A 20,542-nucleotide genomic window follows, 5' to 3' on the forward strand; every position below is an offset into this window, starting at 1 on the left:
CTCAGCTCGCTCTCACCTTGATCTGCATGGCCTGGACCATCGGGGGGCCGGGGGCGGGCACGCCGGTGCCGGGCCCGGGGCCGGGGGGCGGGGACGGCTGGACGAGGACGGGCCGGCCGCCGGCCAGGACGCGGGGGGAGAACTGGAACCACTGCACCGTGGTGCAGAAAGGGGGTGTCGCAGTAAGGCCGCAGCCCGCCACCACGAAGACGTCCGCGACGGTGGCGACCGGCATGAGACCGACCAGCACCTGCTGCTGGGTGGGCGCGGGCAGCGTCACCACGCCCGGCGGGTGGGCGCACATCATGACGGCTCCGGCGTGCAGGACCAGTCCGGGCATGACCCGCCCTCACCCCACGACCTGCAGCGAAGTGCCGTTGATGCTCACGACCGGCCCCTCCAGCCTGATGCTGGCCAGGCCCGGCCCGCACGAGAGCTCGATGCCCAGGGCGGAGATGCTGATGGAGGGCCCGGCCTCGCCCAGGAACTGCAGTTTGATGCCGCCCATCGGCGCCGGCGCGTCACTGATCACCAGGGCCTTCTGGCCGGGGGTCGCCAGCACGATCTGCGGGGTCCCCGGCGGGCTGGTACGGGCCGCCGGGGGCACGTCCCCCGCGCCGCCGCGCCAGAACCCCACCCACACCGCCCGGTGGGGGTCGCCCTCCAGGAACTGCACCCACACCCCGGAGTTGACCAGGGGCACGACGTACATGCCGCTGGCGACGCCCGCCACAGGCGAGAGCGGCGCGGCCCAGATGCCGGGCTCGTTGCCGAGCACCTCGGGGACCCGCACCAGCAGCCGGCCTTCCTGGAGCGGATCCTCGTTGGAGACGACCACGCCTTGGTGCAGACCGTGGAACCGCTTCGTGGTCGAGGCTTTCATGGGATCACCACCGGTGTGTTCGAGACGAGGCCCTCGCGGGCGAGGCTGAAGCTCTGCTTGTATTCGCCGCGCTTGATCTCGTGCGTGACGCTGCGCACGTACCACAGGCCGTCGTAGGTCAGGCCCGCGCCGCGGACGCCCACCAGGCGCCGGGGGCTCAGGACGTGCCCGTAGCGCAGGACGTCCAGCCGGCCCTGCGCGGTGACGACGTCGCTGGACCGGGCGGACTCGCCGAGGCCCAGCAGCAGGATCTCCGGGAGGGAGCGGCCGGTCAGATCGGGCAACGGCTCCTCCTTGAACGCCGGCGCGGGGCGCACCGCGAGAGGCGGCCGCAAGGGGCTGACGTCGGGGACCGGCACCGAGAACGTGACCTTGGTGTTGGGTTCGGTGATGTCGATCGCGTAGGCCGTGCGGCCGGTGCCGTCGTAGCCGAAGCTCAGTGACTCGACGTTGGTCGCGGCGTCCGAGTCCACGGTGAGCGCGGGCTGCGGCACACCCACCCGTACCTCCGGCCCCCAGTAGGCGATGTTGGCCCCCGGGAGCGGTCCGGAATCGACGTAGAAGACGTAGCCGACATGCTGCGCCAGCGCCTTGAGGTACTCCAGGTCGGTGCCGTGCTGGATCGGCGGGGTCTCGAGGACGTTCGGGATGTCCGGGATCAGGGGAGGAACGGCCACCGGCACGATGCCGTACCGCATATAGGGTGCACACACCTGCGTGACCTGCAATGAGGACACCAGGGCCGGGAAGGACCTCTTCTTTACCTTCTGGTCCATGACGATCGAGATGTCCTGGCCCGTGACCGTGAGGGTCGAGCTTCCCGGGGACGACCCGCACGCCTGGTCCTGACGGGTGATCAGCCCGTCCATCAGGACGTGCGGCATGCCTCCGACGACGACCGTCACGATGATGCGGGTCTGCGGGTCCAGCATCCCCAGCGGGAGCATCTCCCGCGTCACGGCCGACCGCTTGCCGAGCGCGAACGTCAGCTGGAAGCCGCTCGCCCCCTCGGTCGCGGCCGTGATCTGCACGGAGCGCAGGGCGTCCACGAGGGAAGGGGGCGCCGGTGTGGGCACGTACTTCCCCGTGAGCAGCATCAGTTGCAGGCTGTGGGTCATCCCGGGGCTTCCCCCGCCGCATAGGTGCCCGGCATCCCCGCGGGCAGGGTGATCCGCAGCCGCCGCCCCGGCACCGCGGTGAGGTCGTCGGGGCGCAGCGCGCGGTGGGCGTCGGCGATCCGCCAGTCCTGCTCGGGGTCGCCCAGGTGCCGCGCGGCGAACCGGTCGAGCCGGTCGCCGACTCCCACCGGCTCCTCGCGGACGGTCACCAGGTCCTCGGGGTGCGGCGGGAAGCGGCGCCTGACGTAGGTGATGGTCCGCCCGTCCGGACCGGTCCAGGTGGCTGTGGGGAGGCCGCAGTAGCGGCTGGTGGACTCGAACATCGGCGTCTCCTCGGCTCCCCGCGCTCAGATCCCGGTCAGCCCGACGGCGTCGGAGCCGTACGCGCCGAGGGCCGCGAAGCTCTCCTTGCCCTGGTGGTAGCGGAGGTAGAGCGCCCCGGCGCGGTGCTCGAAGCCGACGTCGTCGGTGGTCAGGGTGCGCACGGAGAGGGACACTTTGGCCCGCACGGGCTGGAGGGCGCTGTCGTACGCCTCCTCGGTGACGGACATCTCCGTGATCCGCACCGGTAGGACCCTGCGCCGGCCGAGCACGAGGACGGTCAGCGGCGCTTCCACCGGAGCGATCTCGATCATCCCCATGGACGACAGCCGGTCGCTCTCGCGCAGTTGCGCTCCCGTGGGGTGGATGGCGCTCTCCAGCGCGGAGAGCACCGCGAAGAGCCCGGTGCCGGCCGCCGGGTCGGGCCGGCCGCCCTTGTCGGCCCGGTCGGCCGCGTCGAACTCCGCCTCGAACCGGAACGTCTCCTGCGGCGGGCCGCTGAGCCGCAGCGCCTCCAGCCGGTCCCCGCCTCCTGCGCCGGCGCCGCGCGGCTGCAGGCTGCGGGTGAGGGTGTCGGGGTTGTACTGGAACGGCGTCACCCGCAGGACGCGGCCCTGCTCGGCGTCCAGGAACACGAATCCGCCACGCAGGGCGATGGGGGTCGTCATCGGGCCGCCTCCCGCAACCGCCGTGGCGGATCGAGGGCTTCGTGGACGGTGTGGGCGATGCGACGGCCGAGGGCGGTGGGATCGTCGGTGGCGTGCACCGGTGCCGCCGTGGCGCGGCGCAGGTGGAGGTCCCCGTGGCCGCCGGGCGGCGCGGCGGCCAGCAGGGCGCCGAGTTCCGACTCCAGCGCCCGGCGCAGCGCAGCGGCCCGGTGGCGGGGAACGCCCTCCAGTACCAGCCGCCCGATGGACAGTTCGACCTTCACGGGGTCACCTCCGGCCGGCCGTCCCAGGAGAAGTCCGCCTCGGGCAGCGGCATGTCGGCCTTGCGCAGTTCGGCGCGGGCCGCGGCCAGGACGGCGGGCATGCCGATGGGGGTGCCGGCCGAGGCGGCGGTGAAGGCCGCGTTGAGCGCGATGTTGCGGATCATCCCGCCGCTCAGCGGGAGCTCCGCCAGCCGGCCGGTGTCCAGGGCGTCGACGGGCGCGGCGTCCGGGAAGGCCCGCTCCCACATCCGGCGGCGTTCGGCGGGGCCGGGGAAGTCGAAGGGCACGATGAAGCGCAGCCGCCGCAGGAAGGCCGTGTCCAGCGCCCGCCGCTGGTTGGTGGCCAGGATGGCGAGGCCCCGGTAGGACTCCATCCGCTGGAGCAGGTAGCCGACCTCGATGTTGGCGTACCGGTCGTGGGAGTCCTTGACCTCGCTGCGCTTGCCGAACAGCGCGTCGGCCTCGTCGAAGAAGAGGATGGTGCCGCCCGGTTCGGCCGCGTCGAAGAGGCGGCGCAGGTTCTTCTCCGTCTCCCCGATGTACTTGCTGACCGCCGCGGAGAGGTCCACCCGGAACAGGTCGAGGCGCAGGTGCCGGGCGAGCACCTCGGCCGCCATGGTCTTCCCCGTGCCGCTGGGCCCGGTGAACAGCGCGCTGATCCCCAGACCCCGGCTCGTCCGCTGCCCGAAGCCCCAGTTCCGGTAGACCGTGTCGCGCTGGGCCACCTGGGCGGCGATCTGCCGCAGCAGCTCCTCCTCCCGTGCGGGCAGCACGATGTCGTCCCAGCCGACCCCGGGCTCCAGGCGCTGGGCCAGCCCGCCGAGCCGGGGGCGGGTGCGCACCAGGCAGTCCCGCCAGGCCGCGTCCGGATCGCCGCCCGCGGCGGCCGCGATCTCGTGGATCGAGGGCAGGTCCAGGGCGAACTGCCCGGCCAGGCGGTCCGCGTCGGCCGGGGGCAGCAGCGTGCGCCACGCGGCGGCCTGCTCGACGGCGGGCGGCGGGACGACCTCCACCACCGCGGTGGGGGCCGGCACCCCGGACCGGGTCTCCCCGGTGGCCACCAGGCACGGCCCGCCGACGCGGTCGAGGAAACGGCCGAGCCGCCCGGCCGCCTCCCCTGCGGCGCGCGCTTCGCCGTCGGCGCTCACCTCGTCGTCGGCGTCGAGCCACAGGGCCAGCGGCAGCAGACGGGACTCGCGCTGCCAGAGCCGCGCGACCGTGTCGAGCTCCGCCGCCGCGCCCGGCAGCAGGCCGGCCGGCAACCCGTACAGCAGCAGCCCCGCCGCGGCTGCGGCCTCGACCGCCACCGCGCGCTTCGTCTCCCGGTCGGGACCCAGGAGCTGAACCACCGGCACCCGGCCGCCGGACCACGCCGGGGCCTGCTGCCAGTGGCCGACGATCTCCGCCACCGCCGGGTGACCGGATCCGGGGCCGGGGCCGGATCCGGAACCCGGGCCGGGGACCTCGGGGGAACCGGGTGCGGGCCGCAGGAGGGTCACCAGCGATTCGAGGCGGTCGTCGAGGTAGTCCAGCCCCTTGAGGTGGTTGACGATGCGCTCGTCGGCACTCAGGGGGCTGGTCACCAGTGCCCGGCCCGCCGCCCGTTCGACCTCGACGAGCCGCCAGTAGCGCAGGCCCCGGTAGGGGGACAGCACGTCCCACGCGGGCTCCGGCAGCACCGACAGGGCCAGGGCGAAGGTGGCGCAGGACAGGCCCGGGTCACCCTGCACCGCCGCACACAGCTCCGCGAACGCGGGGTCCAGCTCAGGGGCTGCGCACAACAAGAGGGTGTTCCGCTCGAACGCGGACAGGCCGAGGAGCCCGCCGAGGGAGACGAGGGCGGGCGGCGGGTCGGCGGCCGCGGCGCGCTCCACGGCCGCGGCGGCGGAGGCGAGTTGCCGGTCGGTGACGGGAGCCTGTGACGCTGCGCCGGGCGGGGTGCCGGCGGCCCGGGCGCGCAGCAGGAGCCGCAGCCACGCGAGTCCCGCCTCCAGATAGCGCTCGTTGACGTCGTCCCAGGTCTCCGGTGCGGCGTGTGTGCCGGCATCGGCCGGTGTCGCGGCGTCTGCGGGCCCGGACCCGGGCCCGGCGGCGCGGTCCGCCTTGACGGAGGTCATGTCACCACCACCGCCAGGTCGTCGTCGAGGCGGGGCGGGGTGGCGTCGCCGTCCACGACGGGGCTGTCCACCCCGTCGACGCGCAGCCGCAGCACGTGCCGGCCGGGACCGGAGGAGGGGAAGGAGAAGACCAGCTTGGAGGCGCGCTTCCCCTGGAAGGCCGTGACGGGCACGGGCCGGTCCCCGACCAGCAGGTGGACCCGCTGGCCGGCCGCGACCGGCGGTTCGCAGTCCACCTTGAGCTTCACCGTGCCGCCCGCGCCGGGCTGCGCCGACAGCGGCAGGGAGGAGTTGGCGATGCGCGGGGCGACCGCCAGCGGGAGCGCCCGCGTGACCTGCCGCGTACCGTCGTCACCGGTCAGGACGACCGTCGCCGACCACGGTCCGGGCACCAGATCGTCACCCCTGACCACGGCCCGCGCCTCGTGCTCGCCCACCGCGGTCGTGGGCAGGGCGACGGTGCCGAACAGCGGGTGGGTGAGGTGGACGGCCGGCGTTCCGGCGTCCAGCCTGCCGCCCGTCACGACGAGTTCCGTCCCGAGCGTCGCGGCCTCCGGGGTCACGCCCGTCAGGACGGGCAGTCCGCCGGCCGGGTCCGGGGCGGCCTCGGGCCCCCTGCCCTCGGCGCCGATCCGTACCACCGGCAGCGGGGCGCGGGCGGGCCGCGCGCTGTCGAGCAGCACGATGCGGGCCTGGTACGCGGCCGAGATCCGGTAGTGGCTCTGGAAGGCGCTCCACAGTTTGGACAGGTCGTCGACGGACAGGTCCGCGGGTGTGATCCGTACGGGCTCGGGCTGCCGGTGGGCGTCCCCGAGGTCCGCGTCGGTGTCGTAGTCGTCCGGGCCCAGCACGCAGTGGTCGTGCAGGGCCGTCATCGCCGCCCCGAGGACCCGCAGGGCGACCAGGCCCTGCGGGTCGTCGTGCACGTACGGGGTGAGGAGGTAGTGCAGGACGACGGGCAGGGCGGGCCGGCCGGTCTCGCCGGGGCGGATCCCGGGCGGGTCGGTGTTGCGCCAGGCGCCGTCGATCGTCGTCCGGTACAGGAACACGTTCAGGATCGGGGGGTCCTGGTGGTCGGACGCGGCCTCGTCGGGCGTCTTCGAGGTGACCCGGAGCCCCTGGGCCGTGCCGGCCGCCGCCCTGCCCAGGACCACCTGCAGGGCACGGGTGACGGCGGCCACGGCATCGGAGTCGCTCATGTCCGCCGCCGCAGGTACTCGTCGAGTGCGGGGCCCGCCTTCCGGACGCCCCCGGCATCCTGCGGGCGCGCGGCCGCGGACGCCGGAGCCGCCGCCCGGACCTCCAGCCGCTCGATGCTGATCCGGACGACGGTCTCCGCTTCCGCCGTGGCGGGGGCGGCCCGTCGCAGGCCGTTCCGGCCGGGCTCCGCGCGGGGCCTCCCGGCGGGAACCGACTCCGGCGGACCGGTGTGGACGGGCGAGGGGGCGGCGGGGAAGGGAGCGGCGGGTGACGGCGCAGGGCGGACGGGGTGGGCGGGGTGGGCCGCGGGGCGGCCCGGCGCGCGCAAGGGGGCCTGCGCGGCGGTTACCTGGGGGCGGGCCGGGGGCGAAGGCGGGGGTGCGGCAGGGGGCTCCCCCGGGCGCCGCGGCGTCGCCGGTCCGGCGCCGACGGCGGTCGCCGGGCGGGCGGTAAGTGCCGCCGGGCCTGCGGCGGGAGACGGCGCGGGGGATACCGATGGGGCCGGTGAGGCGACAGGGGATGCCGTCGGCGGAGGGAAGCGTTCGCCGTCGGAGCCGGCAGGACGGGCAGGACGGGCGGGGCTGCCGGGGCGGGCGGGGCTGCCGGGGTCGGCAGAGGCCGGCGCAGTGGCCCCTGCCGGTCGGACCGGCGTCCCCTCCGCGGGACGGCCGTCCGGGGAAGCCTCGGCTCCCGGGCCAGGCGCCTCCGCCCCGGGGCTTCCTGCGCCGGACGGCCGCCCGCCCGGCAGCCGCATCCCGGACGGCCGGCCCGAGGGCTGGGCCGTTCCACCGGATACGCGGGGCGTACGGGTGACTCCCGGCTCGTACACAGCGGCCGGCGGCAGTACGGACGCGGGCGGCGCTGCGGAGAACGGGCCCGGCTCCGGCCCCTCCTCGTCCCCGCCCGGGCGGACGAGGTCTGCACTCTCTACGGCTTCTCCGGCCTCCGCGGCCGTCCCGGACGCCTCCGGCTCGCGCAGCCGGGGAGGCTCCGGGTCGAACAGCGTCGGCAGCCGTGGCCGGAGCCGCGGGCCCGGCGCGCCCAGCAGACGGTCCACGAAATCGCTCACCCGGCCGCCTCCAGATAGAAGCGGCGCCGCGCGGGGCTGACGGCGAGGACGTCCTGTTCCGTCCAGCCGTAGGCGCGGGCGAGCGCGTGCACCTCGTACAGCAGGCGGCGCGCGTACCCCTCGATCTCGGCCCACAGGTGCCCGGCGACGTCCAGCTCCGCCGACCAGGTGTGCCCGCAGCCGGGGCACTCCAGCGCCACCGTCGTCTCCGCTCCCGGGTCGACGCCGGGGAGCCGCCGGGCCACCTCCTCCAGGACGCGGCCCGGCAGAGGGCCCGCCTCCGGGGAGGTACCGACGACGCAGCGCTGCAGCAGGGCCCGGCGGGAGTCGCGTCCGCCGCCGGCGACGGCCAGCAGGTCGCGCAGGGTCAGGGCACGGTACGTCACGTCGCGGCCCCCCGCGCGGAAGCTCCCCGTGGGCGGTGCCGGCCGTGCCCCGGGTACGGCTGCCGGTGCCGGCGGCCGCAGTTCGGCCGTCTCCACGGCGACTTCGAGCGGTTCCCCGCAGGCCGGGCAGTCGGCCGCGCAGGGAAGGGAGCTGCCGAACGCCCGCTCCCGGAATCCGAGCAGCAGGGCGTGGAGACCGGCCAGGGTGAGATCGGCGACCCCGTCCCCCGCGGCGGTTTCCGCGTCCCCCGCGGCGGTCCTGGCGAGCAGCAGGGCCCGGTCCCGCGGGCCCTGCCCGCTCCCGGACTCCCACACCGACAGGAGCTGCGCCTCGGTCAGCTCGGCCACCACGCCGTCACCCCGATGCGGTGTCGGTGAACTGCGGGAGCTCCGGCGGGTTGGTGCGCTCCCGCACCCATCCGTGGTGCTCCAGCTTGATGTGTTCGAAGGCGACGGCGTTGGCGTTCGCGTCGAGGTCCGGGAGGGCCTGGTACTCCGACACCCAGCAGTCGTGCACGGAGTACGACAGCACCTGCTGCCCGGCCTCGTCGAACACGTCGATGATGAGGTCGCGGCGGAAGTCCTTCAGCGAGGTCTCCAGCCCGCCGGCCGACTTGCGCAGGCTCCACACCTTGTTCGCCCACTCCTCGAAGGCGGTGTCGGCCGTGCAGCCGCGCTCCAGTGTGATGGCCTCGTACTCGGTGCGGCCGGGCAGCTTGCGGCTGGTCCCCGGGTCACCGCCGTTCCGGTGCTTGACCACCTCGGTGGTCCGCTTCAGACCGCTGACCTTGCTGATCCCCGCGATGTACGTCGTCCCACCGCCGAACTTCACCCGGAACCGGAAGTTCTTGTACGGGTCCCGGCGCGTGATCTCCGGCATCGTCCTCGCTCCTCCTGCTTCCTGCGACCTGGAACCGCGTTCCGGACCTAGACCTAGACCTAGACCTGGACCTGGCCGGCGAGCTGCTGAATATGGATGATCACGAACTCCGCGGGCTTGAGCGGCGCGAACCCGACCTGGATGTTGACGATCCCGCGGTCGATATCGTTCTGCGGGTTGTTCTCCCGGTCGCACTTGACGAGGTACGCCTCGGCCGGCGTCCGGCCCTGGAACGCCCCCTCGCGGAAGAGGGAGTTCATGAAGGCGCCGATGTTCAGCCGGATAGAGGCCCACAGGGGCTCGTCGTTCGGCTCGAACACCACCCACTGGGTGCCCCGGAACAGGCTCTCCTCCAAGAAGAGCGCGAGCCGGCGCACGGGAAGGTACTTCCACTCGTCGGTGAGCTGGTCGTTCCCCCGCATGGTGCGGGCACCCCAGGCGACCGGGCCCACAGCCGGGAGCTCGCGCAGGCAGTTCACACCGAGCTGGTTGAGGCGTCCGTTCTCCAGGTCGGTCAGCGGCGTCATCAGCCCCTGGACCGCGTTGAGCGACGCGTCCGTACCGGCCGGGGCCTTCCACACACCGCGCTGCGCATCCGTGCGGGCCAGCACGCCGGCCATGACCCCGCAGGGCGGGAAGTCCTTGACGAGACCGCCCCGTGCCAGGTCCGTCGCCAGCACACGGGGGTAGTAGATGGCGGCGTTGCGTGCGTCGTCGCCGGTGATCGGGAGCGTGCGTGCCGCTTTCGCGACCTCACTCGGGGAAGTCTGGTTCCACGCGTTCGGCGGATCGACGAGCAGCACGGCTCTGTGGTCGTGGCAGAATCCCACGGCGGTTTGCATCAGGTGCTGGGACTGTTGGGCGTCCTTCAGCCTCTCCGTGGCATCGGGGATGCACAGAATGTTGAAGATGTCGGCCTTGAGCAACGCTTGGAGACCGGTCTTCTTCGCTTCATCGCCCTCGTAGTCGATGAGAGCGGGAAACTCGTCCTTGGGAACAGGATCGACCTTCGAGAAGAGATCTTTGGAGGGCTGGTCCTCGCCCTCGGCCTGATGGTCGCCTTTAGGAGGTTCGTCATCGTTCTTCTCGGGCGGCTTCGAGCCGTCTTTGTCATACCTGACGAGTTGCGAGACGGCCACGACCCTGCGCAGGCTGCGCGGGCTGTCCGGGTCCGTGCTGACGTTGAGGTAGGTCTCCTCCACACCGGTGCCGGTGTCGGTGAGCCTCAGGTTGTAGACGCCCTTCTTGTCCCCCTTCCCGTCCTCGTCCTCGACCCCCTCGACCCGTGCCGTCAGGTTCTGTGCCCATGCCCCGGGTCCGACGGGAACCAGTGTGGGGCGGGTGTCGGTCCCGGACTTGGGCTTCTTCCCGATCGGCAGGACCGGGGCCTTCGCGTCGGGCGCCGGGTGCTTCACCACCCGTACGATCTCCGCCTCCGCGCCGCCGTTGCGGTAGAACTGCTCGACGGCGTAGCTCATGGGGCTGTCCGGGTGCAGCCCGCCGAACTGCGTCTCGTAGTCGGCCCACGAGGTGATGTGCACCGGCTCGTCGGCGGGCCCGCGCGGCGCCCAGCCGACGAAGGCGGCGATCGACGTCGGAACCCCGGTGATGGTCCGTACGGAGCTCTTGACCTCGTCGATGTAGACGCCGGGGTAGCTGATCTTCACCGGCATGAGGCCTCTTCTCTCCGAAGGCAGGGGGCTACTGGGCGGAACTGGTCCCACCGTAGGAGCCGGTGCCCGGCGGGAGCCCGGCGAGGAGAGCGTGTCTCCCCCGGTCAGGGGATCCGTCAGGGCCGTTCAGCGCAGCGACTGCCGCGGGGCACCGGGCCACATCCTGGCTCGCTCTTGCGGCATCCCCGACGTACTCGACCACCCGTCAGTCGGGCTTACACCCCTGGACGCGGTATCCCAGATCGAAGATTTTGAGATTCTCACGCATGTAATCGACGAATTTCGGCTGAACCTCGGACGGAATGAGGACTCCGGCATCAAGGAATTCCTTGACACGCAGGGCTGCCACCTCGGCTGCATTGGCTGAATCCCGCTGCGCCTCGCGCACACCGAGGGCACGGTTGCTCCGCAAGGTGAGCGGCGCCCAGACCTTCACCCCCACCTTGATTCTCTGCATGGGCCGGAACAGGGAACCGTGCCCGAAGATGATGGTCACACAGCCTGTTACCTGCCAGTTGGAACCCGGCGGGCCGGGCTTGAAGTCGAACACGTCGGGGTTGATCCAGAACGGGATGCCCACGATGTGTGGCGCCCCCACCGCGCGTGGACTGTCTTCGACAGCGATTCGCTGCAGCACCGGGCGACGCTGCGACACCGTGACACCCGCCCCGGGGAGGTCGCTCCGACGCCGGGGCGCGAGCAACCGTTCCGCGACGGCTTCCGCTTCGCGCTCACCGGCATCCTGCGGATCGCTGGCATTCAGCGGTTCCCTGGGACCAGGACCCGGAGAACGCTGCTGGAGTACGTGCGTGAGTTCATGGGCCAGCACCCGTCTGCCGTCAGCCGTACCAGGCCGGTAGCGTCCGGCACCGAACAGGATGTGATCCCCGACCGTACAGGCCGCCGCTTGGAGTCCGAGGGTCGTCCTGGCCGCGCCGTCATCGGTGTGCACCCGTACACGGGAGAAATCGGCCGCGAACCGTGCTTGCATCTCATGCCGCACCGGGGGATCCAACGGCCGCCCCGGTGTATTCAGCACACGCCGCAGATTCGACCACGTGGGGCTCGGCACCTCGCAGGGCCGCTCGGTGGGCACAGCATGCACACCCATATCACCCACTCCACCACGGCGAGGTCGCCTCCGCGACTTGACGACCGTGGGACGGCTCTGTGCCTGTCCGCCCGGCGTCCCCCGGTCCGTTTCCCACCCGCCCGGGGGACGCCGCGTCGTTCAGGGGCCAAGGGGTCACGACGCCAGAGACGTCAGTTCTTCGATGCGTTCGGCGAAGTCGGGGTCGGGCAGGGGAAGGTCGAGGGCGTCGTTGTCGTCGAGGGCGTGGGGGACGTAGGCGATGACGGCGTTGGTGGCGGCGGAGAAGACGCTGGCGCCGCGGAGGTGGGCGAGCAGGCTCAGGACCGCGTTGAGGTCCGTGCGGTCGATGGTCTCGGGGGTCTTCGGGATGAGGTGTTCCAGGCCTGCCTGCTCGTGCCACAGTTCGGCTTCCCTGCGCTCGCCCAGGGCCATGTGGTGCAGGTAGAGGCAGCAGGCCGCGCCGCGGTTGCCCGCGCCGGCGGCGAACTGCCACCAGAACTGGGCGGAGTCCCCGCGCTCGGCCAGGTGCAGCACACAGCCCAGGACGAGGGCGCCCGCGGGTTCGAGGATGCGGCAGGTGAGGAATCCGCCCAGTTCGTGGAGGTTGCGGGTGACGACCGTGCGGCACAGTGCCTGCAGCTGGCGCCGGAAGGCCCGGTGGGGCAGGTCGCTCCGCTCGGCCGTGCGGGCCGCCGCGGTGCGGGCGGGCGCCATCTGGTCGTCGAAGGAGAGGGCACCGTGCAGCATCCGGGCGGTGATGCGGGCCGCGAGCCGGGCTTCGGCCGCCTGGGTGTCGGCCACGGTGTAGGGGGGCCGGACGAGCCGTACCCGGGCCAGCGCCAGCTCGAGCGAGGGGTGGCCGGTCACCTGTCCGTCCCTCCTTCGTCGCCGGAGGGGCCCTGGTCGAGGCCGAGGGAGTGCTGGAGGCGGTGGCGGGCGAAGCGTGCGGCGGAGCGCACGCCGGCGGGGGTGATGCCCATGATGCTGGCGACCTCGCGGGTGGAGTGGCCCAGGACGTGGAGCAGGACGATGACGTCGTGCTGGCGTTCGGGCAGGGCGTGGATGGCGTCGTAGACGGCCAGGCTGTGTTCGAGCTCGCCGATGGGGTCGAGCGCGTGGTGGAGCGCGGTGGTCTCGAAGGCGGCGGTGTCGATCACGGCCGGGCGCCGGCCCCGGGCCCGGGCCGTGTCGACGGTGCGGTGGCGGACCACGGCCCATGCGTAGGCGTTGGGCGATTCCTGGGAGAGCACTTCGTGCCAGGCGAGGTAGAGCTCTTCGAAGGCCTGGTCGACGGCTTCCTCGGCATCGTGGCGATGACGCAGGTAGAGCTCGGCCCAGTGGATGTAGATGCCGCGGTAGAGCTCGTGGAAGGCGCGGTAGTCGGCGGGGAGTCCGGTCACGGGAATGACGCCTGTGCGGGGAGAGCGTGAGGGGCCGGGATTCATCGCATCCCTCCCACCCGCCGGCGCCCGGGTGCGCCCCCGGGGCGGCGCGGCGGCGCGGGCTGCTGGCTCAGGCCGATGCGTACCGTGGCGGCTGCGGCGCGCCGCAGCAGGTGCCAGGCATCACCGGCGAAGACGCGTGCGACCATCGCTGCGGTGAGCAGGTCGCCGGCGAGTTGAGATTTCACGGAAGCAGGGATCCCTCCGGTCGGCGGACAAGCGGCTCGGGCGCACCGGCGGCGCACGCTCCCCCGGGCGCCGCCTGCTGCCCCTGTCGGAGGAACCCTTCTTCGTCCTCCGCCCATATAGGCGACCGCCGCGGCCGGAACGTGCAACGGCAGAACGTAAAGAGTTACGGAAGATGATCGTCCGGTCGTCCGGGCCGCCGCGCCCGCGGGCTCAGCCCGTCGATCAGCCGGTCGATCAGCCCGTCAAGTGGCCCAGCACGGACCGCACCGCCCGCTCCACCGCGCCCCGCGCCTCCTCACTGTGGTCGGTCGTCTCGAACCCGTGGCGACCGAGCGGCACGTCGACCACCTCGACCCCGGCCTTGCAGTTCTCCGCGGCGCTCAGGAACTCCCCGACCGTCGCCGCGATCGCCGCGTTCTCCCGCCCCACCCGGGTCAGCACGACCGGCAGTCGCCCGGCCGAGCCCACCGCGGCCACGGGGCGGAACCGGGAGTCCACGAGCCCCCAGCCCGGCAGCGGCGCCAGCACGGGATAGGTCAGCGCCACGCACCGCAGCCACGGCGGGGGCTCCGCGAGCGGATCCGCCGAGAGCAGCCCGCCGGCCGAGAAGTACCACAGCGCGATGCGCTCGCCGTCGACGCGCGGATCGGCCCGTACGCGCTCGACCGCCGCGGCGACGTCCTCCGCGGCACGCGCGTAGTCGGTCAGGGCGTGCAGCCGGTGATCCAGCATCACACCGACCGCTCCCAGGCTCGCCACGTACCGGCAATAGCCGACGAAGCCGGGCCAGTCCCGCGGCGTGGGCCGCGCGTCGGGCGAGACCGGGCCTCCGTGGACGAACACCACCGCCGGACGGGGCTCGTCGGCGTCCGGCAGGTAGAGATCGGTCCGTCCCACCCGCTCACGAGGCCGCTCCGGTACGTCCATGAGGAAGGAGCGCAGGTGGTCGGGCTGCTCGCTCGGCGCCGCGGCCACCCGGTGGCCTTCTCCCGCGGCGGCGCGCAGCAGTACGCTCGCCAGTTCTCCGGGGGAGGAGAGCATCGGCCAGTGGCCGGTGGCGAGTTCGAAGAAGCTCACCTGCGGGTCGGCGAGCCGGCGGAACTGCGGCGGACCCGACCTCACCAGGAATTCGACCGTCTCGATGCCCACCCCGCCGGCAGTGCACAGGACGCCGGTCGTCGGCAGCCCGGAGGCGGCGCCGGACAGCCGGAGCGGCTGGGTGAACGTGCCCGCCGGCTGCGGCACGGCAAGACGGTCCATGCGCGCCAGCGCCTCCGCGGGGATGCCGTCGGTGCTGCCCCAGCGCTGCCACTCGTCGCCTTGCGGCGGCGGGACCCGCCAGTCGCTCTCGCTCGGTCCGCTCTGCTGCAACAGCCGCTCCCGGAGCGCGTGGTCGGGCACCAGGGCGACGGCCGCGTCACCGTCCTCGGGCATGCCCGCGTCCAGGTAGACGACGCGGGCGATCCGCTCCGGTCGCCGGTCGGCGGCGCCCAGTACGGGGTGGATGCCGTAGTCGTGGCCGACGATCACCACCTCCGCCGCGTCGATCCCGTCGATCAGCCGGACCAGGTCCTCGACGTGCGTCCCGAGATCCGTCCCGGGGCCGCCCGGGCGGCGGTGGTCCCCCATGCCCGTGAGCATCGCCGGGTGCACCTCGGCTCCCGCCTCCCGGAGCCGGGCGGCCACCTCCTGCCACACCCAGTCCCCGGTGAACGGGCCCGACACCAGCACGAACGCCGTCATGAACTCCTCCTCGCATACCGCGGTCCGCGGAACCGGCCGCCAGGGGCCGTCCGCGCTCGCCGGTACGGTAGGAACTCCTGTAACAGGAGATTCAAGGGCGCCCTGAAACTAGCCGTTCAGCTGGATCAGGTCCCAGCGGTTGCCGTAGAGGTCCCGGAAGACGGCCACCGTGCCGTACGTTTCACGCCGCGGCGCCTCCTCGAAGACGACCCCGGCCGCCTGCATGCGCGCGTAGTCACGGTCGAACGCATCGGTGTTCAGGAACCAGCCGACCCGGCCGCCCGTCTGATCCCCGACCCGGTCGGCCTGTTCCCCGGTCACGGCCCTGGCCAGCAGAAGAGCCGACTCCCGCGCTCCCCGCGGAGCGACGACCACCCAGTGTTTGCCGTCGTCGAGCCGGGTGTCCTCCAGCAGTTCGAAGCCGACGGCGTCGCAGTAGAAGGCGATGGCTTCGTCGTAGTCGCGCACGACGAGGGTCACCAGTCCGAGAGAAGGCATCGAACGATCATGCCCGCGCCCGTCCGGGCGCGCCACCCCGGATCAAGGGCCCTCGCTGCCCTCGCGCACGGCGACCGGCGGCCGGCGGACCTCCACGACGGTCGCCGTACCCACCGCGTCCCGCCCCTCGTGCATCGTGATCCGCCGGCCGGGTGCGAGGTGGCGCCACTGGGAGGGGTCGAGCGGGGCGAGCCGTACGAGCGACCGGCCCCCGGGTTCCAGAGCGGGCCGCCCCTCGACCCACAGGCGGGCCACGTTGACCGCGGGCCCTCCGGTGGGCGACCGGTGCCCGATGTCCCACACGGGCCGCAGGACTCCGGCGCCGGGGACGGGCGTCGTGCGGCGGCTCTCCGCGGCCGGACGGAGGGTAAGGTCGGCCCGGATCACGCCGTGGCGGGTCTCGTAGACGCGCCAGTGGCACCAGGCCGCGCTGCGTTCCATGTACAGCTGCTCGGCGGCGCCGGCGAGCGACTCCCAGAAGGCGGGCGGCAGCGGCCGGCGGTCGCCTTCCCCCTCTCCGCCGCCTTCGCCTTCGCCCAGCTCTTCCAGCAGGCTGAGGGCGATATCCCACTCGTCGCGGACGAGGAGGTCCCAGACATCGCCGACGGTGATGTCGTTCCCGGTGGCCACGGCCTCCGGCACCAGCAGGGAGGCCGCTTCCAGCAGCCGGGTGACGTCCATGCGCTCATCGCTCGCGACACGATCCGGCTGACGGCGACGGGCGTCACCGCGGCCCCCGGCGTCAGAGCCCGACCGGCAGGCCACGGGGTTCCTTGATCCGCTTCATGATGATCTGCGAGTTGACCTCGGTGATGCCGGAGAGCGTGGTGAGGCGTTCGATCCACAGGCGCTCGTAGGCGGTGAGGTCGGCGACCGCGATGCGCAGCAGACAGCCCGGGCTGCCGAACAGGCGGTAGGCCTCGATCACGTCCGGGATGTCCTGGAGCGCGGCCTCGAAGGCCTCGACGGCCTCCCGGTCGCGCTTGACCTCGATCGAGACGAGGACCTCGAAGCTCCGCCCGACGGCCTCGGGGTTGATGATCGCCCGGTAGCCCTGGATGACGCCGTCCTGCTCGAGCTGGCGGACGCGGCGCATGCACGGGGAGGGGGTCAGACCGACGCGGTGGGCGAGCTCCTGGATGGTCAGGCGGCCGTCGTTCTGGAGCTCGCGCAAAATATTTCTGTCGATTCCGTCCATCACGCAATTATCCACCACGTCCCGTGCACGGTCGCGCTCAAATCAGCGATCCAATTGCGCCCGTTTCGTCCTATCGTTGCTCCACCCGGCCGCCACTCCCCCGTGGACGGCCGCAGTGATCTCCAGAAAGGGCGGGCAGACGTGGGACAGGTCGTCGTCATCAGCACGGGCGGAACGATCGCCAGCCGCTGGCAGGGCTCCGGGTTCGCCGCCGACGCGCGGGGCGGGGACGTCCTGGCCACGGCAGCGGTGCCCGAGGGCATATCCGTGCGGGTCGTCGACCTGATGAGCGTGAACAGCGCCCGGCTCACCACCCGCGACCAGCTCGCCCTCCTGCGCACCGTGCACGAGGTGCTCGCCGACCCCGGCGTCGACGGCATCGTGGTCACCCACGGCACCGACACGCTGGAGGAGTCGGCCTTCTTCCTCGACCTCCACCACGACGACCCCCGCCCGGTCGTCTTCACCGGCGCCCAGCTCCCGCTCGAAGCGGAGGGCGGCGACGGCCCGCGCAACCTCCACGACGCCCTGCTGGCGGCGGGCTCGGCCGAGCTGCGCGGCCACGGCGTCCTGGTCGCCTTCGACGGCCGGATCCACGCCGCCCGCGGCACGATCAAGGTGCAGACCCTGGCGGCCGACGCCTTCGCCGACCCCTCCGGCAGCCCCGTCGCGGACGTCAAGGACGGCCGCGTCCTCGTCCACGGGCGGCCCGAGCGCCCGGCGGCGCTCCCCCTGCCGGCCGCCGGCGAGGACCTCCCCCGGGTCGACATGGTCATGCACCACTGCGACGCGGACCCGCTGCTGTTCAACGCCGCCGTCGCGGCGGGCGCCCAGGGCATCGTCCTGGTCGCCACGGGCGCGGGCAACGCGACCCCCGAGGTCGTCGCCGCCGTCGAGGCCGCGGTCGCCCGCGGCGTGCTCGTCGCCCTCACCACCCGGGTCCCGGCCGGCCCGGTCGCCGAGATCTACACCCAGGGCGGCGCCGTGGACCTCGCCGCCGCCGGGGCCGTCCTGACCGGCACCCTCCGCGCCGGGCAGGCCCGGATCGCCGTCCTCGGCGCCGCGCTCACCGCCGCCGGCACGGACGCGCGGACGGACGCGCTGCGCCGGCTCGTCGGCACCCCGGCCGCCGCCTGAGCCTCCCCCTTCCCCCCTCCCCCTGCCGCTCCCCCCACCGCACCCGATCGGATCCCCCCATGTCGGCCTCCGCCCCCGGCTCCTCCCGCACCGAACACGACCTCCTCGGCGACCGCGACGTCCCCACCGCCGCGTACTACGGCGTGCACACCCTGCGCGCCGTGGAGAACTTCCCCATCACGGGCACCCCCATCTCCGCCTACCCCGACCTCGTCACCGCCCTCGCCTCCGTCAAGCAGGCCGCCGCCCTCGCCAACCGCGACCTGGAGCTGCTCGACGACCGCAAGGTGGACGCGATCGTCCGGGCCTGCGAGGAGATCCGCGACGGGCAGTGGCACGACCACTTCGTCGTCGACGTCATCCAGGGCGGCGCCGGCACCTCCACCAACATGAACGCCAACGAGGTCATCGCCAACCGCGCGCTCGAACTCCTCGGCCACGACAAGGGCGACTACAAGCACCTGCACCCGCTGGAGGACGTCAACGCCGGGCAGAGCACCAACGACGTCTACCCGACCGCGGTCCGCCTCTCGCTGCAGCTCGCCGCCGCCCGCCTCCTGGAGGCCATGGAGGTGCTGCGCGAGGCCTTCGCCGCCAAGGCGGAGGAGTTCGCGGACGTCCTGAAGATGGGCCGCACCCAGCTGCAGGACGCCGTGCCGATGACGCTGGGCCAGGAGTTCGCCGCCTACGCCGTCATGCTGGAGGAGGACCGGGCGCGGCTGGCCGAGGCGTGCGCGCTGCTGCGCGAGATCAACCTCGGCGGCACCGCCATCGGCACCGGCCTCAACGCCCACCCCGAGTACCCGGCGCTCGCCTGCCGCCACCTCGGCGAGATCACCGGCGTCCCGGTCACCGTCGCCGGCGATCTGGTCGAGGCCACCCAGGACATGGGCGCGTTCGTCCAGATCTCCGGTGTCCTCAAGCGGATCGCCGTCAAGCTCTCCAAGACCTGCAACGACCTGCGCCTGCTCTCCTGCGGCCCGCGCGCCGGCCTCGCCGAGATCAACCTGCCGCCGGTCCAGGCGGGTTCGAGCATCATGCCCGGCAAGGTGAACCCGGTGATCCCGGAGGTCGTCAACCAGATCGCCTTCGAGGTCATCGGCAACGACGTGACGGTCACCTTCGCCGCCGAGGCCGGCCAGCTCCAGCTCAACGCCTTCGAGCCGGTCATCGCCCACAGCCTCCTCAAGAGCCTCACCCACCTGCGGGCGGGCTGCCTGACCCTGGCCGAGCGCTGCGTCACCGGCATCACCGCCAACCGCGAGCACCTGGCCCGCCTCGTCGGCCAGTCCATCGGCCTGGCCACCGCGCTCAACCCGCACATCGGATACGAGCAGGCCACCGCCGTCGCCCAGGAGGCCCTGACCACGGGCGCCTCGGTGCACGACCTCGTCCTGGCCAAGGGCCTGCTCACCCAGGAGCAGCTCCGGGAGATCCTCCACCCGGACAACCTCGCCCGTCCCCACACGCGCACGGCTGCGACCGTCCGCGCCTGAGACAACTCCCCGTACAACGCACAACCCTGCACACCCAGGAAAGAAGAAGTATCCCCATGGCAACGGCGCCAAGCGTCTCGTACTCGATGACGGTCCGGCTGGAGGTCCCCGCGAGCGGAACCTCGGTCAGCGAGCTCACCACGGCCGTGGAGTCCTCCGGCGGATCGGTGACGGGCCTGGACGTGACCGCTTCCGGTCACGAGAAGCTCCGGATCGACGTCACCATGGCGACCACGTCCACCGACCACGCCGACGAGATCGTGGAGAAGCTGCGCGGCATCGAGGGCGTGGTGCTGGGCAAGGTGTCGGACCGTACGTTCCTGATGCACCTCGGCGGCAAGATCGAGATGGCGTCGAAGCACCCGATCCGCAACCGTGACGACCTGTCGATGGTCTACACGCCGGGCGTGGCGCGGGTGTGCATGGCGATCGCGGAGAATCCGGAGGACGCGCGCCGGCTGACGATCAAGCGCAACAGCGTGGCCGTGGTCACGGACGGCTCGGCGGTGCTGGGTCTGGGCAACATCGGCCCCAAGGCCGCCCTCCCGGTCATGGAGGGCAAGGCCGCCCTCTTCAAGCGCTTCGCCGGCATCGACGCCTGGCCGATCTGTCTGGACACGCAGGACCCGGATGCGATCGTGGAGATCGTCAAGGCCATCGCCCCGGGGTTTGCGGGCATCAACCTGGAGGACATCTCGGCGCCGCGCTGCTTCGAGATCGAGGCGCGGCTGCGGGAGGCGCTGGACATCCCGGTCTTCCATGACGACCAGCACGGTACGGCGATCGTGGTGCTGGCGGCGCTGACGAATGCGCTGCGGGTGGTCGGCAAGGAGGTCGGTGACGTACGGGTCGTCATGTCGGGTGCGGGCGCGGCCGGTACGGCGATCCTCAAGCTGCTGATCGCCGCCGGCGTCAAGCACGCCGTCGTCGCCGACATCCACGGCGTGGTGCACGCCGGCCGTGCGGACCTCGTCGACGCGGGCCCGGAGACGGCGCTGCGCTGGATCGCCGACAACACCAACCCCGAGGGGATGACCGGCACCCTCAAGGAAGCCGTGCGCGGCGCGGACGTCTTCATCGGCGTCTCCGCCCCCAACGTCCTGAACGGCGAGGACGTCGCCGCGATGGCCGACAACGCCATCGTCTTCGCGCTCGCCAACCCCGACCC

Annotated in this window: 23 protein-coding genes; 3 read left to right on the forward strand and 20 right to left on the reverse strand. The window is 72.8% G+C overall.

Annotated features, from left to right (window positions below; all coding sequences use genetic code 11):
* Position 1 precedes the first annotated feature (1 nt).
* The 20 genes from IE241_RS30675 to IE241_RS30770 all read right to left on the reverse strand — a co-directional run bounded on the left by IE241_RS30675 (position 2) and on the right by IE241_RS30770 (position 16,741).
* Positions 2–340: a hypothetical protein gene (locus IE241_RS30675; protein ID WP_190025125.1), complete on the reverse strand. Its 339-nt coding sequence runs from the start codon at positions 338–340 to the stop codon at positions 2–4.
* A 9-nt stretch (positions 341–349) separates the two neighbouring features.
* On the reverse strand, positions 350–883 hold the full coding sequence (locus IE241_RS30680) for a phage baseplate assembly protein V (protein ID WP_190025126.1): 534 nt from the start codon (positions 881–883) through the stop codon (positions 350–352).
* Positions 880–2,001, reverse strand: a complete 1,122-nt coding sequence (locus tag IE241_RS30685; protein WP_190025127.1) for a hypothetical protein — start codon at positions 1,999–2,001, stop codon at positions 880–882. Before IE241_RS30685 ends, IE241_RS30680 begins: the two co-directional genes overlap by 4 nt.
* Entirely contained in the window at positions 1,998–2,324 is a 327-nt protein-coding gene (locus IE241_RS30690) for a LysM domain-containing protein (protein ID WP_190025128.1), read from the reverse strand. Before IE241_RS30690 ends, IE241_RS30685 begins: the two co-directional genes overlap by 4 nt.
* Positions 2,325–2,348: 24 nt before the next feature.
* The gene (locus IE241_RS30695) at positions 2,349–2,990 is read right to left on the reverse strand and encodes a hypothetical protein (RefSeq protein WP_190025129.1); all 642 of its coding nucleotides are present in this window, start codon (positions 2,988–2,990) and stop codon (positions 2,349–2,351) included.
* Entirely contained in the window at positions 2,987–3,253 is a 267-nt protein-coding gene (locus IE241_RS30700; protein ID WP_190025130.1) for a hypothetical protein, read from the reverse strand. Before IE241_RS30700 ends, IE241_RS30695 begins: the two co-directional genes overlap by 4 nt.
* Positions 3,250–5,370: an ATP-binding protein gene (locus tag IE241_RS30705; protein ID WP_190025131.1), complete on the reverse strand. Its 2,121-nt coding sequence runs from the start codon at positions 5,368–5,370 to the stop codon at positions 3,250–3,252. The genes IE241_RS30700 and IE241_RS30705 overlap by 4 nt, the downstream gene beginning before the upstream one ends.
* On the reverse strand, positions 5,367–6,569 hold the full coding sequence (locus IE241_RS30710; protein WP_190025132.1) for a Pvc16 family protein: 1,203 nt from the start codon (positions 6,567–6,569) through the stop codon (positions 5,367–5,369). Before IE241_RS30710 ends, IE241_RS30705 begins: the two co-directional genes overlap by 4 nt.
* On the reverse strand, positions 6,566–6,898 hold the full coding sequence (locus IE241_RS30715; protein WP_190025133.1) for a hypothetical protein: 333 nt from the start codon (positions 6,896–6,898) through the stop codon (positions 6,566–6,568). Before IE241_RS30715 ends, IE241_RS30710 begins: the two co-directional genes overlap by 4 nt.
* A 737-nt stretch (positions 6,899–7,635) precedes the next feature.
* The gene (locus IE241_RS30720; protein ID WP_190025134.1) at positions 7,636–8,373 is read right to left on the reverse strand and encodes a hypothetical protein; all 738 of its coding nucleotides are present in this window, start codon (positions 8,371–8,373) and stop codon (positions 7,636–7,638) included.
* A 7-nt stretch (positions 8,374–8,380) separates the two neighbouring features.
* Entirely contained in the window at positions 8,381–8,905 is a 525-nt protein-coding gene (locus IE241_RS30725) for a phage tail protein (RefSeq protein ID WP_190025135.1), read from the reverse strand.
* 59 nt (positions 8,906–8,964) lie between these two features.
* Positions 8,965–10,578 (reverse strand): phage tail sheath family protein, encoded by a 1,614-nt coding sequence (locus IE241_RS30730; protein WP_190025136.1) that lies wholly within the window; start codon positions 10,576–10,578, stop codon positions 8,965–8,967.
* Positions 10,579–10,783: 205 nt separating this feature from the next.
* Positions 10,784–11,689: an eCIS core domain-containing protein gene (locus IE241_RS30735; protein WP_268254439.1), complete on the reverse strand. Its 906-nt coding sequence runs from the start codon at positions 11,687–11,689 to the stop codon at positions 10,784–10,786.
* A 135-nt stretch (positions 11,690–11,824) separates the two neighbouring features.
* A complete protein-coding gene (locus IE241_RS30740) occupies positions 11,825–12,538 on the reverse strand; it encodes a hypothetical protein (protein ID WP_190025138.1) in 714 nt (237 codons plus the stop codon).
* Positions 12,535–13,071, reverse strand: coding sequence for an RNA polymerase sigma factor (locus IE241_RS30745; RefSeq protein WP_190025139.1), 537 nt, complete (start codon positions 13,069–13,071; stop codon positions 12,535–12,537). Before IE241_RS30745 ends, IE241_RS30740 begins: the two co-directional genes overlap by 4 nt.
* 41 nt (positions 13,072–13,112) lie before the next feature.
* Positions 13,113–13,301: a hypothetical protein gene (locus tag IE241_RS30750; protein WP_190025154.1), complete on the reverse strand. Its 189-nt coding sequence runs from the start codon at positions 13,299–13,301 to the stop codon at positions 13,113–13,115.
* A 235-nt stretch (positions 13,302–13,536) separates the two neighbouring features.
* Positions 13,537–15,045, reverse strand: a complete 1,509-nt coding sequence (locus IE241_RS30755) for an alpha/beta hydrolase (RefSeq protein WP_190025140.1) — start codon at positions 15,043–15,045, stop codon at positions 13,537–13,539.
* 108 nt (positions 15,046–15,153) lie between these two features.
* Complete coding sequence (locus IE241_RS30760) at positions 15,154–15,543, reverse strand: VOC family protein (protein ID WP_190025141.1); 390 nt, start codon at positions 15,541–15,543, stop codon at positions 15,154–15,156.
* Positions 15,544–15,585: 42 nt separating this feature from the next.
* Positions 15,586–16,224 (reverse strand): hypothetical protein, encoded by a 639-nt coding sequence (locus IE241_RS30765; RefSeq protein ID WP_190025142.1) that lies wholly within the window; start codon positions 16,222–16,224, stop codon positions 15,586–15,588.
* A 61-nt stretch (positions 16,225–16,285) separates the two neighbouring features.
* Positions 16,286–16,741 carry an Lrp/AsnC family transcriptional regulator gene (locus IE241_RS30770; RefSeq protein ID WP_190025143.1) on the reverse strand — a complete coding sequence of 152 codons (456 nt, stop codon included), beginning with the start codon at positions 16,739–16,741 and terminating at the stop codon, positions 16,286–16,288.
* Between the two features lie 141 nt (positions 16,742–16,882).
* On the opposite strand from IE241_RS30770, the gene IE241_RS30775 reads away from it, so the two are divergent.
* From IE241_RS30775 to IE241_RS30785, 3 genes are all read left to right on the forward strand, one after another.
* Positions 16,883–17,878, forward strand: a complete 996-nt coding sequence (locus tag IE241_RS30775; RefSeq protein ID WP_190025144.1) for an asparaginase — start codon at positions 16,883–16,885, stop codon at positions 17,876–17,878.
* 59 nt (positions 17,879–17,937) lie between these two features.
* Entirely contained in the window at positions 17,938–19,374 is a 1,437-nt protein-coding gene (aspA, locus tag IE241_RS30780; protein WP_190025145.1) for an aspartate ammonia-lyase, read from the forward strand.
* A gap of 56 nt (positions 19,375–19,430) precedes the next feature.
* The coding region (locus tag IE241_RS30785; RefSeq protein ID WP_190025146.1) for an NAD-dependent malic enzyme at positions 19,431–20,542 on the forward strand (1,112 nt) is incomplete at its 3' end.

The organism is Streptomyces hiroshimensis (assembly GCF_014650335.1).
GTDB classification, from domain to species: Bacteria; Actinomycetota; Actinomycetes; order Streptomycetales; family Streptomycetaceae; genus Streptomyces; species Streptomyces hiroshimensis.

Excerpts from the sequence above, each read along its gene's own strand:
- IE241_RS30735 (WP_268254439.1), bottom strand. The coding sequence starts at position 11,689 with ATGGGTGTGCATGCTGTGCCCACCGAGCGGCCCTGCGAGGTGCCGAGC.
- IE241_RS30755 (WP_190025140.1), bottom strand. The coding sequence starts at position 15,045 with ATGACGGCGTTCGTGCTGGTGTCGGGCCCGTTCACCGGGGACTGGGTG.
- IE241_RS30705 (WP_190025131.1), bottom strand. The coding sequence starts at position 5,370 with ATGACCTCCGTCAAGGCGGACCGCGCCGCCGGGCCCGGGTCCGGGCCC.
- IE241_RS30690 (WP_190025128.1), bottom strand. The coding sequence starts at position 2,324 with ATGTTCGAGTCCACCAGCCGCTACTGCGGCCTCCCCACAGCCACCTGG.
- aspA (WP_190025145.1), top strand. The coding sequence starts at position 17,938 with ATGTCGGCCTCCGCCCCCGGCTCCTCCCGCACCGAACACGACCTCCTC.
- IE241_RS30770 (WP_190025143.1), bottom strand. The coding sequence starts at position 16,741 with ATGGACGGAATCGACAGAAATATTTTGCGCGAGCTCCAGAACGACGGC.
- IE241_RS30765 (WP_190025142.1), bottom strand. The coding sequence starts at position 16,224 with ATGGACGTCACCCGGCTGCTGGAAGCGGCCTCCCTGCTGGTGCCGGAG.
- IE241_RS30695 (WP_190025129.1), bottom strand. The coding sequence starts at position 2,990 with ATGACGACCCCCATCGCCCTGCGTGGCGGATTCGTGTTCCTGGACGCC.
- IE241_RS30685 (WP_190025127.1), bottom strand. The coding sequence starts at position 2,001 with ATGACCCACAGCCTGCAACTGATGCTGCTCACGGGGAAGTACGTGCCC.
- IE241_RS30680 (WP_190025126.1), bottom strand. The coding sequence starts at position 883 with ATGAAAGCCTCGACCACGAAGCGGTTCCACGGTCTGCACCAAGGCGTG.
- IE241_RS30675 (WP_190025125.1), bottom strand. The coding sequence starts at position 340 with ATGCCCGGACTGGTCCTGCACGCCGGAGCCGTCATGATGTGCGCCCAC.
- IE241_RS30710 (WP_190025132.1), bottom strand. The coding sequence starts at position 6,569 with ATGAGCGACTCCGATGCCGTGGCCGCCGTCACCCGTGCCCTGCAGGTG.
- IE241_RS30730 (WP_190025136.1), bottom strand. The coding sequence starts at position 10,578 with ATGCCGGTGAAGATCAGCTACCCCGGCGTCTACATCGACGAGGTCAAG.
- IE241_RS30725 (WP_190025135.1), bottom strand. The coding sequence starts at position 8,905 with ATGCCGGAGATCACGCGCCGGGACCCGTACAAGAACTTCCGGTTCCGG.
- IE241_RS30760 (WP_190025141.1), bottom strand. The coding sequence starts at position 15,543 with ATGCCTTCTCTCGGACTGGTGACCCTCGTCGTGCGCGACTACGACGAA.